Below are 13,493 nucleotides of genomic sequence, written 5' to 3'. Positions count from 1 at the left end.
TGTTCTGACCCGGAGCCCCGAGCTCTCAGGGTCAACCCCCTCGGACCGATTTCCCCGAGCGGCCCGCCTCCCGATGAAGATCTCCCCTCGGTCACGCCCGTCAATCCTTGAGCAGGGTCACTCGAACGAGCGGTGTTGGACGCCAGAACCCGGTTTTCGAATATGGGTTCGATAGTCTGGGCATCGGCACGAGACAGAAGGGGGTGCCAGGACACATGGTGCGCCGCATCGACCTGACCGCAGCCGACGGCTTACGCCTCGCGGCCTGGGAGTTCGCCGACCCGCCCAAGGAGCAGGGCGCCGAGCCCGCGCGGGCGGCCCCCGGGATCCTGCTTCTCCACGGCCTGATGGGCCGCGCCTCCCACTGGGCCCCCACCGCCCGCTGGCTCGCCGAGCGGCACCGTGCGATCGCGCTCGACCAGCGCGGGCACGGCCGCAGCGACAAGCCCGCCGAGGGCCCCTTCACCCGCGAGGCGTACGTCGCGGACGCGGCCGCCGCGGTCGAGCAGCTCGGCCTCGCGCCCGCCGTCCTGATCGGCCATTCCATGGGCGCCCTGACGGCCTGGCAGCTCGCCGCCGAGCGTCCCGACCTCGTCCGCGCCCTCGTCATCTGCGACATGCGCGCCTCCGCGCTGGGCGCCGCGTCCCAGCGCGAGTGGGAGCAGTGGTTCCGCTCCTGGCCCGTCCCGTTCGCCACGCTCGCCGACGTCCGCAAGTGGTTCGGCGAGGACGACCCCCGGCTGGAGCGCCCCAGCCCCGCCCGCGGCGAGTTCTTCGCCGAGGTGATGGCCGAGCGGGCCGACGGCTGGTACCCCGTCTTCTCCCGCCGCCAGATGCTCGTCTCCCGCGAGACCTGGGTCCACGACGCCCACTGGGACTTCCTCGCCCAGGTCCGCTGCCCCACGCTCGTGGTCCGCGGCCTGGACGGCGAACTGGGCCGCGCGGAGGCCCAGGAAATGGTCCGGGTCCTGCCGCGCGGCCAGTACGCCGAAGTGGCCGACGCCGGCCATCTCGTCCACTACGACCGGCCGGACGGCTGGCGCGCCGCCGTGGAGCCGTTCCTCGACAGCGTCATGACGCCCTGACGGCGGTCAGCCCTTGCTGACCGCCGACAGGATCTCCGGCAGCCGCGCCGCCGTCCGCGGTGCCGCGATCCGCAGCCCCGCCCAGGTGAGCAGCGCGCCCCACAGCGTGCCGAGCGGAAGGAGCAGCCACAGCCAGTACGTGGCGCCGGCCAGGTGCAGGGCGACCGTCAGCGCGATCAGCGGGGAGCTCAGCACCGCCGCCGACAGCAGTCCGCCGCCGAGGGACATCCACGCCAGCCCCGCCTGCCCCGGGGCCACGTTCTTGTAGCCGCTGTCCTGCGGGATCGAGTACGGGAAGTACGCCGACGCCACCGCCCCCGTGCCGAGCATCGCGCCCAGCACCGCGAACGACAGCCCCAGCGCGTCCGGCAGCGCCTCCCAGTCGCCCAGCAGCGCCGCCGTCGCCGCCGACACCAGCACCACGTACGGCAGCGTGATCACCAGCAGCGCCCCGGCCCGCGCCCGCAGCTCCTCGTAGGCGTCGCGGGGCGCGGAGATCGTCATCGCCACCATCCAGAAGGCGGAGGTGTCCTGCCCGAACTGGTTGTACATCAGGATGCCGAGCATCCCGGCCGCGAAGCACGCGAAGTAGACCGAGCCCGTGCCCTGCAGTGCGTTGAACAGCGGCACGATCAGGCCGACCGCCAGCGACGTCACCCACGCCGCCTTGGTCTTGGGGTCCCGCAGCACGTAGCGCAGACTGCGCTGCATCACCGTGCCCGCCCGCCCCTGCGGCCACAGCCGCCCCGCCGGGCCGGAGGACGCCGCCGTCTCCCGCCGCGACGGGCGGGAGGCCGCCGCCAGCGTCGAACCGTCCGGCGCCGTCATCAGCTTCACCAGGCTGCGCCGCCACCCGTACAACAGGCCGCCCAGGGCCGCCGCCGACAGCAGCAGCCCGGCCGCCGCCTCGCCGTACGCACCCTCGCCGGCCGCGTCCACCGCGCCGACCGCCGACGCTGGAGGGATCCACCGCACCACGTCCGCCACCGGATCCAGCGCCGACAGACCACCCGTCCGGCTGAGGCGCTGCACACCGAAGTTGACGACCTGGATGCCCACCGCGATCACCAGACCGCTCAGCACGGCCAGATCCCGCCCCTTGCGCGACGTCAGCAGCCGGATGTTCGCCGCCGCGACCGCCCGTGCCAGCGCCACGCACACCAGCAGCACCAGCGGCACGGCGAGCACCGCCACGACCACCGCCGCCGCCCCGCGCGCCAGGGCCACCGCCGCACCGATCCCCAGGCACAGCGTGAACAGCGGTCCGATGCCCACCAGCGACGACACCAGCAACGCCCGCACCAGCGGCCCCGGGCGCAGCGGCAGCATCACCAGCCGCGTCGGATCCAGCGTCTCGTCCCCGCTCGGGAAGAACAGCGGCATCACCGCCCACCCCAGCGCCAGTACCGCCGTGAGCAGCACCACCACCGAGTCCGCCCGCTCCGCGCCGCGCAGCAGCACCAGGCCGAACAGCAGCCCCACCGCACACAGCACGGTCAGCACCACGGACGTGATGTACGCGGCCGCCCGCCCCGCCGACTGCCGCAGCCCGTTGCGCAGCAGCGACAGTTTCAGCCGTACGAAGACCGCGATCACCGGCCACCGCCCAGCCAGTCCAGCGACTCACCGGCGTCCCGGCCCTGCGCGCCCACCAGCTCCAGGAACGCCGTCTGGAGCGACGGGGCACCGCCGCGCACCTCCGCCAGCGTGCCCTGCGCCCGGATCCGGCCCGCCGCCATCACCGCGACCCAGTCGCACAACGACTCCACCAGCTCCATCACATGGCTGGAGAACACCACCGTCGCCCCCGACGAGGTGTACCGCTCCAGCACCCCGCGGATCGTCTGCGCCGACACCGGGTCGACGCCCTCGAACGGCTCGTCCAGGAACAGCACTTCCGGGTTGTGCAGCAGCGCCGCCGCCAGCCCGATCTTCTTGCGCATACCGGTCGAGTAGTCCACGACCAGCTTGTGCTGCGCCCCCGCCAGGTCCAGGACGTCCAGCAGCTGTGCCGCCCGCTTGTCCACCTCGTCGCCCGGCAGCCCCCGCAACCGCCCGGTGTACGCGAGGAGTTCGCGGCCCGACAGGCGCTCGAACAGCCGCAGCCCCTCGGGCAGCACGCCGATCCGGGCCTTCACCTCGGCCGGATCGCGCCACACGTCGTGGCCGACGACCTCGACCCGGCCCTGATCGGGCCGCAGCAGCCCCGTCACCATCGACAGCGTCGTGGTCTTGCCCGCGCCGTTCGGCCCGACGAGCCCGATGAACCGGCCCGCCGGCAGCAACAGGTCGATCCCGGCGACGGCGACCTGTTCGCCGAACCGCTTCCACAGCCCCTCGACCCGAACGGCCGGCGCGGCTCCCTGCACATGGTCCGGCATGCTCACTGTCTCCCCTGGTCCCCGTTCCGTCCCCGCCGATCGGCCGACGGGGCACGGTCGTACGGTCGTACGGGAGCCAGCCTACGGACGCGCCGGTGCGCCCGCAGGGAACGAGGGGTCAGCCCTTCCGGGCCCGTGCGGCGGCGGCCTCCCGGGCGGCGGCCGCCTCGCGTCCGCACGCGTACGCCAGCGGACTGATCAGCTCCTCCGCGTCCGGCAGCCAGCGGTTCGCCGGTGTGGGACGGCGGGCCCACTGCACCGCGCCGTGCCCGCCCACCCGGGTCGGCGGCGCCGCCACGTACTGGCCCTCGCCCAGCGCCACCAGATCGAGGGAGGCCGGGGACCAGCCCAGCTTCCGCACCAGGTCGGCCACCTTGGCGGCGCCGCCCGGCAGGACGAAGAACTGCATCCGGCGGGCCGGGGTGCAGGTGACCGGGCCGAGGGTGAGGTCCATCCGCTCCATCCGCGCCAACGCCAGGAACCCCGCCGACTCGGGGACGTCCAGCGCGTCGAAGGTGCGTCCCGTGGGCAGCAGGATCGAGGCCCTGGGCTGCTTTCCCCACATGCGGCGGGCCGCGACGGCGCTGCCGGTGGCCTGGGTCGCCCAGTCCGGCCTCGCCGGGTGCGCGCCGGGCGCCGGGCACGCGGCGTCGCCGCAGGAGCACCGCTCCGCACCGTCCACCGGCTCCAGCCAGGTGCCGGGGAACACGTCCCAGTGCCGCTCTTCCGCATACCGCACGGCGCTGTCCAGCAGCTGCTCACCTCGCTGCTTGGGGATCTGTGCGGCTTCCGTGACTCCGATGGTCTCTTCCACGGACAGCTCAACTACCGGCCCCACGACGGGTTACGGGGGGCGGACAGAGAGGCGGAGGAGCATCGATTCGGCATCCGGGGCGCATGGATGCACGGGCGGGGGCGCGCGGGAGGGCGGGGAGCAGTCCGCGGGTAGCCACAGTCGGGTGGGCGACATGCCATGAATATGGCAGTCTCCCGTCATTGCACGTCATGGCGCGATGTTTCGGCACATGTCAGCGATCCGACGTCAACTTTTCGCATTCTCCGCATATTCGCCGGGCAGTGATCAGGCGACTGATCACCGCGGCAACAGGGGGTAGTCATGGCAGCGAGGCCGCTCGTCGCCCGACAGCCGAACGAACGGCTGCAGGCTCTCATCCAGGAAGCGGGGTGTTCCAACGCCGGGCTCGCCCGCCGCGTCAACATGGTCGGGCAGGAGCGCGGACTCGACCTGCGCTACGACAAGACCTCCGTGGCGCGCTGGCTGCGCGGCCAGCAGCCGCGGGGACGGGCACCCGGCATCATCGCCGAGGCGCTGGGCCGCAAGCTGGGGCGTACGGTCACGATCGACGAGATCGGCATGGCCAACGGCAAGAACCTCGCCTCGGGCGTGGGCCTGCAGTTCGCGCCGACGGTGCTCGGCGCCATCGAGCAGGTCTGCGAACTGTGGCGCAGCGACGTGGGCCGGCGCGACTTCCTCTCCGGCACGACGGTCGCCGCCTCGGCGCTGGTCGAGCCGAGCCGCGACTGGCTGATCACGGGTGCCGACCCGCAGGTGGCGCGGCAGGCCGGGGCCCGGGTCGGGGCGTCGGACGTCGACGCCGTACGGGCGATGACGGACGCGCTCGTGGACCTGGACCACCGGTTCGGCAGCGGGCACGTGCGGCCCGTCGTCGTGCACTACCTCAACAGTGTGGTGTCCGGGCTGCTGTCGGGCTCGTACCGGGACGCCGTCGGGCGCCGGCTCTTCGCGGCGGTGGCCCGGCTGACCGAGCTGGCCGGGTACATGGCCGTGGACACCGGGCAGCCGGGGCTGGCGCAGCGGTACTACATCCAGGCGCTGCGGCTCGCCCAGGCGGCCGGGGACCGCGGGTACGGCGGGTACGTCCTGGCCGCGTCCATGAGCCACTTGGCGGCCCAGCTCGGCAACCCGCGGGAGATCGCGCAACTGGCGCGGGCCGCGCAGGAGGGCGCGCGGGGGCACGTGACACCGCGGGCCGAGGCGATGTTCCTGGCGGCCGAGGCGCGCGGGTACGCGCTGCTCGGCGACGCGCGCCTGTGCCGGGAGGTGGCGGGCCGCGCGGTCGCCGCGATGGACCGGGCCGACCCGGACGCGGGCGACGACCCGGCGTGGATCGCCCACTTCGACCACGCGTACCTCGCCGACGAACTGGCGCACTGTCACCGCGACCTGGGAGAGCCCGAGTTGTTGGCTCGGGCGGCGCGCGAGGCGCTGGACGGCCACCCGGAGACGCGGGCGCGGCGGCGCGCGATCGGGCTGGTGCTGCTGGCCACGGCCCAGGCGCAGCAGCGCGAGGTGGAGCTGGCCTGCCACACGGGCACGCGCGCGGTGGAGTTGCTGGGCACCCTGCGCTCGACGCGGGGCGCGGAGTACCTGGACGACCTCCAGGGCCGCCTGGAGCCGTACGCGAACGAGCCGTCGGTGCGGGAGTTCGGCGCCCGTCTGGACGTCCAGGCCGCCTAGGGTCTTGTGTTCGGTCCGCCCCTCAACAGCGTCCTGAAGGAGGTTCTTGTTACTGCTGCCACACACGTGTGCGCGGGCCGGGAGTCACCCGGTAGCGTGAACCGACGATTCCGTAGGTACACACGTAGGAGTCCCGGTGACGCAGAGCGGACAGGGTCAGGAGCCGCACCTTCCGGCGGCGCGGCCCGCGCACGAAGGTGTCGTGCTGCCCGCCGAGGGCGGCGAGACCTGGGGCGCGGGCGGCCAGGGCGCGGGACCCGCGGGTGCCGGTCCGGCCGGCGGCCGGCCGTGGGGCGGCCCATGGGGTCCTCCGGACGGCGGCGGGCAGGCGCAGCCGGGCGACCACGGGCAGCCGCAGCAGCCGGGGGCCTACCCGCAGTACCCGGCCACCGCGCAGTACCCGCAGCAGCACCAGCAGCCGCACGCGCAGCCGCCGCTCGGACAGCAGCACCAGGCGCACCAGCAGCCGCAGCAGCACCAGCCGTCGCAGCACCAGCAGTACGGGACCGTCGCCCAGCCGCTGCCGCCGGAGATGCCCGCCGGGGCGGCGTCCGCTCCGGCGGGGGCGGACGCCGACGCCACGCAGTACATACCGCCGGTCGCGGGGCACCCCGGCCCGGTGGCGCCGCCCGCCGGGGGTGACGCCGAGGCCACCCAGTACCTGCCGCCCGTGCCGCCGCAGCCGACCGGTGCGCCGTACGGCATCCGGCCCGGCACCCCGGACGAGCGCCAGCCGCCCGCGGAGTTCGACAGCCTCTTCCGCAGCGACGCGGGCGCCACACAGCACATGCCGCGCTACGACGCGCCGCAGCAGCAGTACCCACAGCACCAACAGCACCAACAGCACCAACAGCACCAGTCGTACGAGCAGCAGTACGACGAGCCGCAGCGGCCCGCGCCGCGGCGGTCGGCGAAGGTGACGCTCATCACCGCGGTCATCGTGGGCTGCACCGTCGTCGGCCTCGGCGCCGGGGCGCTGCTCAGCGGCGGCGGGGACAACCCCGACGCCAAGAAGGACACCACGGATGTCGCCGCGGCGAGCTCACCGGCGCCCGGCGGCAGCGGGGCACCGACCGCCGCCGACCCGGTCCGGACGCAGGCGGAGGCGCTCGACAAGCTGCTCGCCGAGAGCAACGACAGCCGGGCCGCGGTGATCCGCTCCGTCGAGAACATCAAGCGGTGCAAGAGCCTGGACCAGGCGGCCACCGATCTGCTCGACGCCGCCAAGCAGCGCCGCGGGCTGGTGACCAAGCTGCAGGCCATGCAGGTCGACAAGCTGCCGGACCACACCACGCTGACCGCGTCCCTCACGAAGGCGTGGCAGGCGTCCGCGTCCGCCGACGACCACTACGCGATCTGGGCCAAGCAGGTCGACAGCAAGAAGGGCTGCAAGGGCGGCCAGGCGCGCACCACCAGCCACACCGCCCAGGCCAACCGGGCCAGCGGGGAGGCGACGGCCGCCAAGCAGCAGGCGTCCGCCCTCTGGAACAAGATCGCCACCAGCTACGGTCTGACGCTGCGGCAGCCGACCCAGCTCTGAGTCCGACCCAGCTCCGAGCTCGATCCGGCTCCGGGCCGGCGGCCGGGCCGTCGGCGTGCCTCAGGCGGTGGACAGGCTGCTGAGCGTCGGACCGGTGTCGACGAAGCCGTCCTTCTGGGCGACGAGGCGTCCCTGGCGCACGACCTGGAAGGTGACGTCCCGGTTCACTATGCGCGGGAAGCCGGGCGTGCCGAGCATGTCCTCGTAGCGCCAGCGCAGCGGGGGTGTGAGGCCGCCGGTGTCGACCTTGACGCCGCGGTCGAGGGCGTGGGCGATCGCGCTCGCGGTGATGTCGTCGGTGCCGAGCGCCTCGATCACCCGGCGCAGCACGGTGTAGGCGATCCAGGTGGTCTGGACCCCCGCGTCGGCCGGGTCGATCCGGTCGTCGTCGAAGGCGTGCTCGCGGATGACCTGCTTCATCGCGTCCCAGCGGGGATCGTCCGCCTCCGGGTACCACCCGGTGATGTAGGCCCCTTCGAAGGGGCTGCTGGCGCCGCCGGTGCGGTCCACGAGCGGCTGGTCGACGCTGCCGAGGACCGAGGAAACCTTCACCGAGCGCCCGTCGGGCGGCAGGCGGCGGAAGGAGTCGAAGAAGTTCGCGGTGCGCTCGCCGAGGGCGGCGGTGACGCAGCCGCCCGCGTCGCCCGCCCGGTTGCGGGACTGCCGGGCCGTGGCCGTGTACTCGCCGGCGTCCTCGGCGGCCGGGATGTCGGCCGCGGTGCCGTGACTGCGGTGCGCGAGGCCGGAGTTGAGGAGGTGGGGGAGGCTGTCGCCGTTGACGGAGTCGGGCCGGACGAGCGAGACCCGCTCGCAGGCGTCGGCGAGCTGCATGCCGTTGCCCGCGAGCAGCGCGGGCTGGCCGCCGTTGACGGGGTAGGAGAGGAAGCTGGTGAACTCGTCGTCGGTGAGGCCGTACCCGCCGATGTAGGGGATGCCGGCCGCCTCCAGCGGGGCCATGAAGGCCCTCCCGTTCTGGCTGTACGAGCCGACGACCGCGACCACCTTCTGCTCGGCGGCGCGGCGGGCGCAGTCGGCGGCGCCCCCGGGATCGTTGCGCTCGTTGCAGGTGAGGACGCGCAGCTCGTGGCCGTCGATGCCGCCGCGGGCGTTGACCCAGCGGGCGTACGCCTCCGCCATGGCGGGCATTCCGGGCATGTTGGTGGCGCGGGTGCCTTCCGGCGCCCAGGTCATCACCGTGACGGGCTCCCTGGAGCCCCCCGTGGCTCCAGGGAGGGCTCCGCAGCCGGCGAGGAGACAGGCCGAGACAAGTGCCGTCGTGGCCCGGGAGGGGAGGGTCCTGGGGAAACGTCGCGTGCTGGGCCTGCCGTTACCGCTACCGCTACCGGTCATGTTCACGCACACTTCCGCCTCATGGGTAACGCGGTTGTGAGGAAGGTTCAACGCTGGGTGACGAGGAGGTGAATTGCGGGGTGCGGTCCACCCGTACCGGAGGGGAACGTACGATCGAAACGTGTCCAGTTCCGTGAACTCTTCCCGTCGCGGCCGTCGCTCCTCCACCATGGGCGGCATGCCGCTCAATGACATGCCCTGGTGGCGCTGGCGCAGCAATGTGCGCTCGGCGCTGCACATGCTTTCGGACCCGGTGTTCCACCAGGAGTGCTGGCTGGCCGGCCGGGAGGGGTACGGGGACGTCACCGACGCCGTGTACCGGCTGGTCGAGGACACGTGGCTGGACAACTGGTCCGCCGAGAAGTACGTCGGGACGATATTCCGGGACTCGGCCGAGGCCGCGCTGGTGGACGTCGCCGTGCTGCGGGTGCTGCGGATCATGCATCAGGTGGGACCGGACGCCCCGGTCACGGACTACATGGCGCACCACGGCTGGCCGGAGGCGGTGCGGGCGGCGCGGGACGCGCACGTGCGGCTGGCGGCGAACGACGGGGAGGACCCGGACGAGCCGCCGCGGTCGCTGGACGTGCTGCGGATCATGACCCGGTCCGCCTGACGGACCCTCGGGCCGGGGTGTCGCCCGAATGTGGCATCCTGCGAGGATGACTGACCAGTATGTCCTCACCCTCTCGTGCCCGGACAAAAAGGGCATTGTGCACGCCGTGTCGAGCTACCTCTTCATCACGGGATGCAACATCGAGGACAGTCAGCAGTTCGGGGACGGGGACACGGGCCTGTTCTTCATGCGGGTCCACTTCTCGGCCGAGGCGCCGGTGACGGTGGAGAAGCTGCGGGCCAGCTTCGCGGCGGTCGGGGACTCCTTCGGCATGGAGTGGCAGATCCACCGCGCGGACGAGCGCATGCGGGTGGTGCTGATGGTGTCGAAGTTCGGGCACTGCCTCAACGACCTGCTGTTCCGCACGCGGATCGGGGCGCTGCCCATCGACATCGTGGGCGTGGTCTCCAACCACACGGACTTCGCGGAGCTCGCCGCCTCGTACGACGTCCCGTTCCACCACATCCCGGTCACCAAGGACACCAAGGCGCAGGCGGAGGCCGAGCTGCTGGAGCTGGTGCGCGGCGAGAACGTCGAGCTGGTGGTGCTCGCCCGGTACATGCAGGTCCTCTCGGACGACCTGTGCAAGCAGCTCAGCGGCCGCGTGATCAACATCCACCACTCCTTCCTGCCGAGCTTCAAGGGCGCCAAGCCCTACCACCAGGCGCACGCGCGCGGTGTGAAGCTGATCGGCGCGACGGCCCACTACGTCACGGCCGACCTCGACGAGGGCCCGATCATCGAGCAGGAGGTCGAGCGGGTCGGCCACCGGGTCACCCCCGAGCAGCTCGTGGCGATCGGCCGGGACGTCGAGTGCCAGGCGCTGGCCCGCGCGGTCAAGTGGCACGCGGAACGCCGCATCCTGCTGAACGGCCGCCGCACCGTCGTCTTCGGCTGAGGCGGCGCGCGCACCCGAGCGGCCGCCACCCCGGCCCGGCGCGAACCCCGGCCCGGCGCGAACCCGCTCCGGCGCCGCCGCCGCTACATGCGGCTCAGCGAGGCGGCGGCGAAGAGGACGTCCTTGATGGCCTCCCGGTCGCCGTCCTGGCCCGCGGCAGCCTCCTCCGGGGGCACGTGGCCCGCCACCAGCTGGCAGAACTCCTCCGCGTCCAGGGCCACCTGCGCGACGGTCTCGTCGGGGGTGCCGACCGCCGCCGGGGAGTCCAGGGCGATGTACCAGTGGCCGCCGCCCGAGCCCTCGACCTCCAGGTGCAGCGAGCGGCCCGGCGAGCCCGCCGCGACCAGGTGCCGGGGCGGGGCCGCGAGCCCCGCGCGCCGGCGGTCGGCGAGCGCGGCCGGCAACTGGCGGGCCGCGAGGTCGATCATGCCGTGCAGATGCGCGCCGCTGGGCGCCTCGTACGGGTAGTCCACGGCGTTCGCGATGTCCTCGGCGTGCACCCAGCACTCGAAGGCCCGGTCCAGCAGCGAGTCCCGCAGCGGCAGGGCGAAGTCGCCGTACGACACGGACAGTTCCGCCACCCCGCGGCCCGCGAACGAGACCGTGCGGATCAGGGTGTGGCTCTGCTCGCGCCACGGCTCGCGGATCGTCCGCGTCGGCGGGTGGTGCGCGGCGCGCCAGTACGCCTCCGTACGGTCCGTCGGGACGACCGGCGCGGCCGGTCCCGGCGGTGCGCCCGCGTCCCCGGCGGCCAGCGGGTCGCCCAGCCCGAGCGCCGACGCGACCAGGCCGTCCACCGCGAGGAGGTGGCCGATCACCCCGGCCACGGTGGTCCGGCGGCTGACCGCCCCCTCGCCGTCGAACCACTTCAGCCGCACCGGGGCGTGCCACTCCGCGTCCGCGATGTCCCGCAGCAGCGCGTCCAGCCGCGCGGTCTCCGCGTCGTACGGCCCGGCCCAGTCCGGCACCGGGATACGGGCCGGGCGGCGGCCCAGGCAGTTCTCCAGCACCCGCGACCGCAGCAGCGGATCGAGGTCCAGATCGCGCTCGTGGTGCAGCAGCGCCACCGCGTCGCGCAGCCGCAGCGCCTCGTCCGCGCACGGGGCGCACTCGGTCAGGTGATCCTCGACGGCCGCGGTCTCCTCGGCCGAGCACGCCGAGAGCGCCCACGCGCCCAGCAGGGACTTCAGGACCGTGTGCGGCAGGACCGGCGGCGTCCGGGCCGCCGCGGCGCCCGGCCGCGGTTCGGATGCCGGACCGGACGCCGGTCCGGACGCCGGTTCCGGTTCCGGAGCGGGCGCGGGCGGCATCGGGTCGAAGTCGTCGACGGCCCGCCGCGGCGCCGGTATGCGGCGGGCGCCCCGCACCTCGTCCTCCCCGCCGTCCCGGCCGCCGCCGCCGTCCAGGGGCCCGGTCACGGCGTCCGCCCGTCCGCCGGCCGGGTGTTCGCGGTGGACAGCAGCTGCAGGCCCAGCCGCAGCCGGCGCCGCGCCTCGTCCTCCGTCACCCCGAGGTCCACCGCGGTCTGGCGGTAGTCGCGGCGCTGGAAGTACGCCAGTTCCAGCGCCTGCCGCAGCGGCGTCGGCATCGACTGGACGATGTAGTCCGCGCGGGCGGCCGCCGCCGCGCGCCGGACCTTCTGCTCCAGCTCCTCCTGCGTGCCCCCGCCGCGCTCGGTGAACGCCGCCGCCTCCGCCTGGCGCAGCCGGTGCACGGCCTGGCTGCGGGTGAGCCGGGCTACCCAGGACCGCAGGGAGCCCTCGCGGCGCGGGTCGTACGCGTCGGGGTTCTCCCACACGTAGCCGAACACCTCGCGCGTGACCTGGTCGGCGGCCTCCTCGTCGTCCAGCACGCGGTGCGCGGTGCTGTGCACGAGCGAGGCGAACCGGTCGTACAGCTCACCGAGCGCCGCGGCCTCGCCGCGCGCGAGGCGCTGCTGCATCCTGCGGTCCCAGCGCGGTGGTGTGTCCTTCGCCATACGGAGCCTCCGGAGTCCGCCGACCCGACCCTCTCGAATGTAGTGGGCGCACCGGCCGCGTACCTCTCTTTGGGGAGGAAAACCCCACACCGCGGGAATGGTGTTTCATGGCGGGGCGGTGGGGCAGCAGCCCGCGAAAGCATTCGACGCCTCGGGTTCGGCGAACCTGGCGGTTCCCTGACGAAAGGTGCGCGCGTGACGACGCTCACGGTGGACGCAGCCGAGCACGGCGCCTGGTCCGTGCTGCGCATCAGCGGGGAACTGGACCTGGTCACCTCGCCCGTCGTGCGGCGGCACGTCCACGACGCCGTCGCCGCCGGCCGCCACGACGTGGTCCTGGACCTGTCCCGGGTGCGGTTCTGCGACTCCAGCGGCGTCGGCGTGCTCATCGCCGCCCGCCGTCTGCTGCACTCCTGCCGCGGCAGGCTGCGCCTGATACTCCCCGCCCAGGGCGCCGCCACGGGGGAGGGCTCGCACGTCAACCGGGTCCTCGCCGCCCTCGGCGTACGGCGGCTGTTCGCCGTGTACGCCGACCTGGAGTCGGCCACCGCCGACGGGGCGGAACCGCTCTCCGCGTGACGGCGCACCCCGCGCGACGTACCCTCCCGGTCATGGACGCAGAGGACTTGTACGAGCGCCGGATCGCCGCCCGGTTCGACGCCTTCGACCAGGACGGCAACGGGTATATCTCCCGCGAGGACTTCACCACCGCGGCCTCCAGGCTGCTGGAGGCGTTCGGCACGCCGTTCCGCTCAGACAAGGGCCAGGCCCTGTCGGGCGGCGCCGAGGCCTTCTGGCAGGGCCTGGCCGGCATCGCCGACGTGGACGGCGACCAGCGGGTGACCCGGGGCGAGTTCGTCGGCGGCGCCGTCAAGCGGCTGCGCGACAACCCCGACCGGTTCGCCGAGATCGCCCGCCCCTTCGTCCGTGCCGTGCTCGCGGTCGCCGACCGGGACGGCGACGGCCGTACGGAGGTGGCGGAGCTGGAGCGGGCCCTGCGGGCGCTGGGCGTCGATTCCCACACCGCGGCGCTCGCGGCGGAGTCGCTGGACGTGGACCGCAGCGGATGCGTCGACGAGGAGGAGGCGGTCACCGCCTTCGCCCGCTACTGCATGACCGAGAACCATCCGCACGGCTGACAGCGG

The 13,493-nt window shown here is 73.7% G+C and carries 13 protein-coding genes; 7 read left to right on the top strand and 6 right to left on the bottom strand.

The window, feature by feature from the left end; genetic code table 11:
- The first annotated feature begins 215 nt into the window (after nucleotides 1-215).
- Nucleotides 216-1,085, top strand: a complete 870-nt coding sequence (locus ACIA79_RS06030) for an alpha/beta fold hydrolase (protein ID WP_399426935.1) — start codon at nucleotides 216-218, stop codon at nucleotides 1,083-1,085.
- A gap of 6 nt (nucleotides 1,086-1,091) precedes the next feature.
- On the opposite strand, the gene ACIA79_RS06025 is transcribed toward ACIA79_RS06030, so the two are convergent.
- The 3 genes from ACIA79_RS06025 to ACIA79_RS06015 form a co-directional block, all read right to left on the bottom strand.
- Nucleotides 1,092-2,681: a transporter gene (locus ACIA79_RS06025; protein ID WP_399426934.1), complete on the bottom strand. Its 1,590-nt coding sequence runs from the start codon at nucleotides 2,679-2,681 to the stop codon at nucleotides 1,092-1,094.
- Complete coding sequence (locus tag ACIA79_RS06020) at nucleotides 2,678-3,466, bottom strand: ABC transporter ATP-binding protein (protein ID WP_399426933.1); 789 nt, start codon at nucleotides 3,464-3,466, stop codon at nucleotides 2,678-2,680. The genes ACIA79_RS06025 and ACIA79_RS06020 overlap by 4 nt, the downstream gene beginning before the upstream one ends.
- A gap of 118 nt (nucleotides 3,467-3,584) precedes the next feature.
- Nucleotides 3,585-4,280, bottom strand: a complete 696-nt coding sequence (locus ACIA79_RS06015) for a bifunctional DNA primase/polymerase (protein ID WP_399426932.1) — start codon at nucleotides 4,278-4,280, stop codon at nucleotides 3,585-3,587.
- A 303-nt stretch (nucleotides 4,281-4,583) separates the two neighbouring features.
- Between ACIA79_RS06015 and ACIA79_RS06010 the strand changes: the two genes are divergently transcribed.
- The gene (locus ACIA79_RS06010) at nucleotides 4,584-5,966 is read left to right on the top strand and encodes a transcriptional regulator (RefSeq protein ID WP_399426931.1); all 1,383 of its coding nucleotides are present in this window, start codon (nucleotides 4,584-4,586) and stop codon (nucleotides 5,964-5,966) included.
- A 136-nt stretch (nucleotides 5,967-6,102) separates the two neighbouring features.
- Entirely contained in the window at nucleotides 6,103-7,506 is a 1,404-nt protein-coding gene (locus tag ACIA79_RS06005; protein WP_399426930.1) for a hypothetical protein, read from the top strand.
- Between the two features lie 60 nt (nucleotides 7,507-7,566).
- Here the strand turns inward: ACIA79_RS06005 and ACIA79_RS06000 are convergent, their stop codons facing one another.
- Complete coding sequence (locus ACIA79_RS06000; protein WP_399426929.1) at nucleotides 7,567-8,856, bottom strand: ABC transporter substrate-binding protein; 1,290 nt, start codon at nucleotides 8,854-8,856, stop codon at nucleotides 7,567-7,569.
- Nucleotides 8,857-9,025: 169 nt separating this feature from the next.
- Between ACIA79_RS06000 and ACIA79_RS05995 the strand changes: the two genes are divergently transcribed.
- Nucleotides 9,026-9,472 (top strand): hypothetical protein, encoded by a 447-nt coding sequence (locus tag ACIA79_RS05995; protein ID WP_031073047.1) that lies wholly within the window; start codon nucleotides 9,026-9,028, stop codon nucleotides 9,470-9,472.
- Between the two features lie 46 nt (nucleotides 9,473-9,518).
- Entirely contained in the window at nucleotides 9,519-10,370 is an 852-nt protein-coding gene (gene purU / locus ACIA79_RS05990) for a formyltetrahydrofolate deformylase (protein ID WP_399426928.1), read from the top strand.
- Nucleotides 10,371-10,453: 83 nt separating this feature from the next.
- On the opposite strand, the gene ACIA79_RS05985 is transcribed toward purU, so the two are convergent.
- Nucleotides 10,454-11,788 (bottom strand): zf-HC2 domain-containing protein, encoded by a 1,335-nt coding sequence (locus ACIA79_RS05985; protein ID WP_399426927.1) that lies wholly within the window; start codon nucleotides 11,786-11,788, stop codon nucleotides 10,454-10,456.
- Nucleotides 11,785-12,348 carry a sigma-70 family RNA polymerase sigma factor gene (locus ACIA79_RS05980; protein ID WP_399426926.1) on the bottom strand — a complete coding sequence of 188 codons (564 nt, stop codon included), beginning with the start codon at nucleotides 12,346-12,348 and terminating at the stop codon, nucleotides 11,785-11,787. Before ACIA79_RS05980 ends, ACIA79_RS05985 begins: the two co-directional genes overlap by 4 nt.
- Before the next feature lie 195 nt (nucleotides 12,349-12,543).
- Here ACIA79_RS05980 and ACIA79_RS05975 point away from each other — a divergent pair, with 195 nt between their 5' ends.
- Together ACIA79_RS05975 and ACIA79_RS05970 are read left to right on the top strand one after the other, a co-directional pair.
- Nucleotides 12,544-12,927, top strand: coding sequence for an STAS domain-containing protein (locus tag ACIA79_RS05975; protein ID WP_399426925.1), 384 nt, complete (start codon nucleotides 12,544-12,546; stop codon nucleotides 12,925-12,927).
- A 32-nt stretch (nucleotides 12,928-12,959) separates the two neighbouring features.
- Nucleotides 12,960-13,487 carry an EF-hand domain-containing protein gene (locus tag ACIA79_RS05970; protein ID WP_399426924.1) on the top strand — a complete coding sequence of 176 codons (528 nt, stop codon included), beginning with the start codon at nucleotides 12,960-12,962 and terminating at the stop codon, nucleotides 13,485-13,487.
- The last annotated feature ends 6 nt before the right edge of the window (nucleotides 13,488-13,493 follow it).

The organism is Streptomyces sp. NPDC051310 (genome assembly GCF_044455245.1).
Taxonomy (GTDB): domain Bacteria; phylum Actinomycetota; class Actinomycetes; order Streptomycetales; family Streptomycetaceae; genus Streptomyces.
This window is presented reverse-complemented; position numbering and strand designations above follow the sequence as displayed.

What these genes read in the sequence shown, in the direction of transcription:
- ACIA79_RS05995 (WP_031073047.1), top strand. Translation starts at nt 9,026, where the DNA reads ATGGGCGGCATGCCGCTCAATGACATGCCCTGGTGGCGCTGGCGCAGC.
- ACIA79_RS05980 (WP_399426926.1), bottom strand. Translation starts at nt 12,348, where the DNA reads ATGGCGAAGGACACACCACCGCGCTGGGACCGCAGGATGCAGCAGCGC.
- ACIA79_RS05970 (WP_399426924.1), top strand. Translation starts at nt 12,960, where the DNA reads ATGGACGCAGAGGACTTGTACGAGCGCCGGATCGCCGCCCGGTTCGAC.
- purU (WP_399426928.1), top strand. Translation starts at nt 9,519, where the DNA reads ATGACTGACCAGTATGTCCTCACCCTCTCGTGCCCGGACAAAAAGGGC.
- ACIA79_RS06030 (WP_399426935.1), top strand. Translation starts at nt 216, where the DNA reads ATGGTGCGCCGCATCGACCTGACCGCAGCCGACGGCTTACGCCTCGCG.
- ACIA79_RS06010 (WP_399426931.1), top strand. Translation starts at nt 4,584, where the DNA reads ATGGCAGCGAGGCCGCTCGTCGCCCGACAGCCGAACGAACGGCTGCAG.
- ACIA79_RS06020 (WP_399426933.1), bottom strand. Translation starts at nt 3,466, where the DNA reads ATGCCGGACCATGTGCAGGGAGCCGCGCCGGCCGTTCGGGTCGAGGGG.
- ACIA79_RS06000 (WP_399426929.1), bottom strand. Translation starts at nt 8,856, where the DNA reads ATGACCGGTAGCGGTAGCGGTAACGGCAGGCCCAGCACGCGACGTTTC.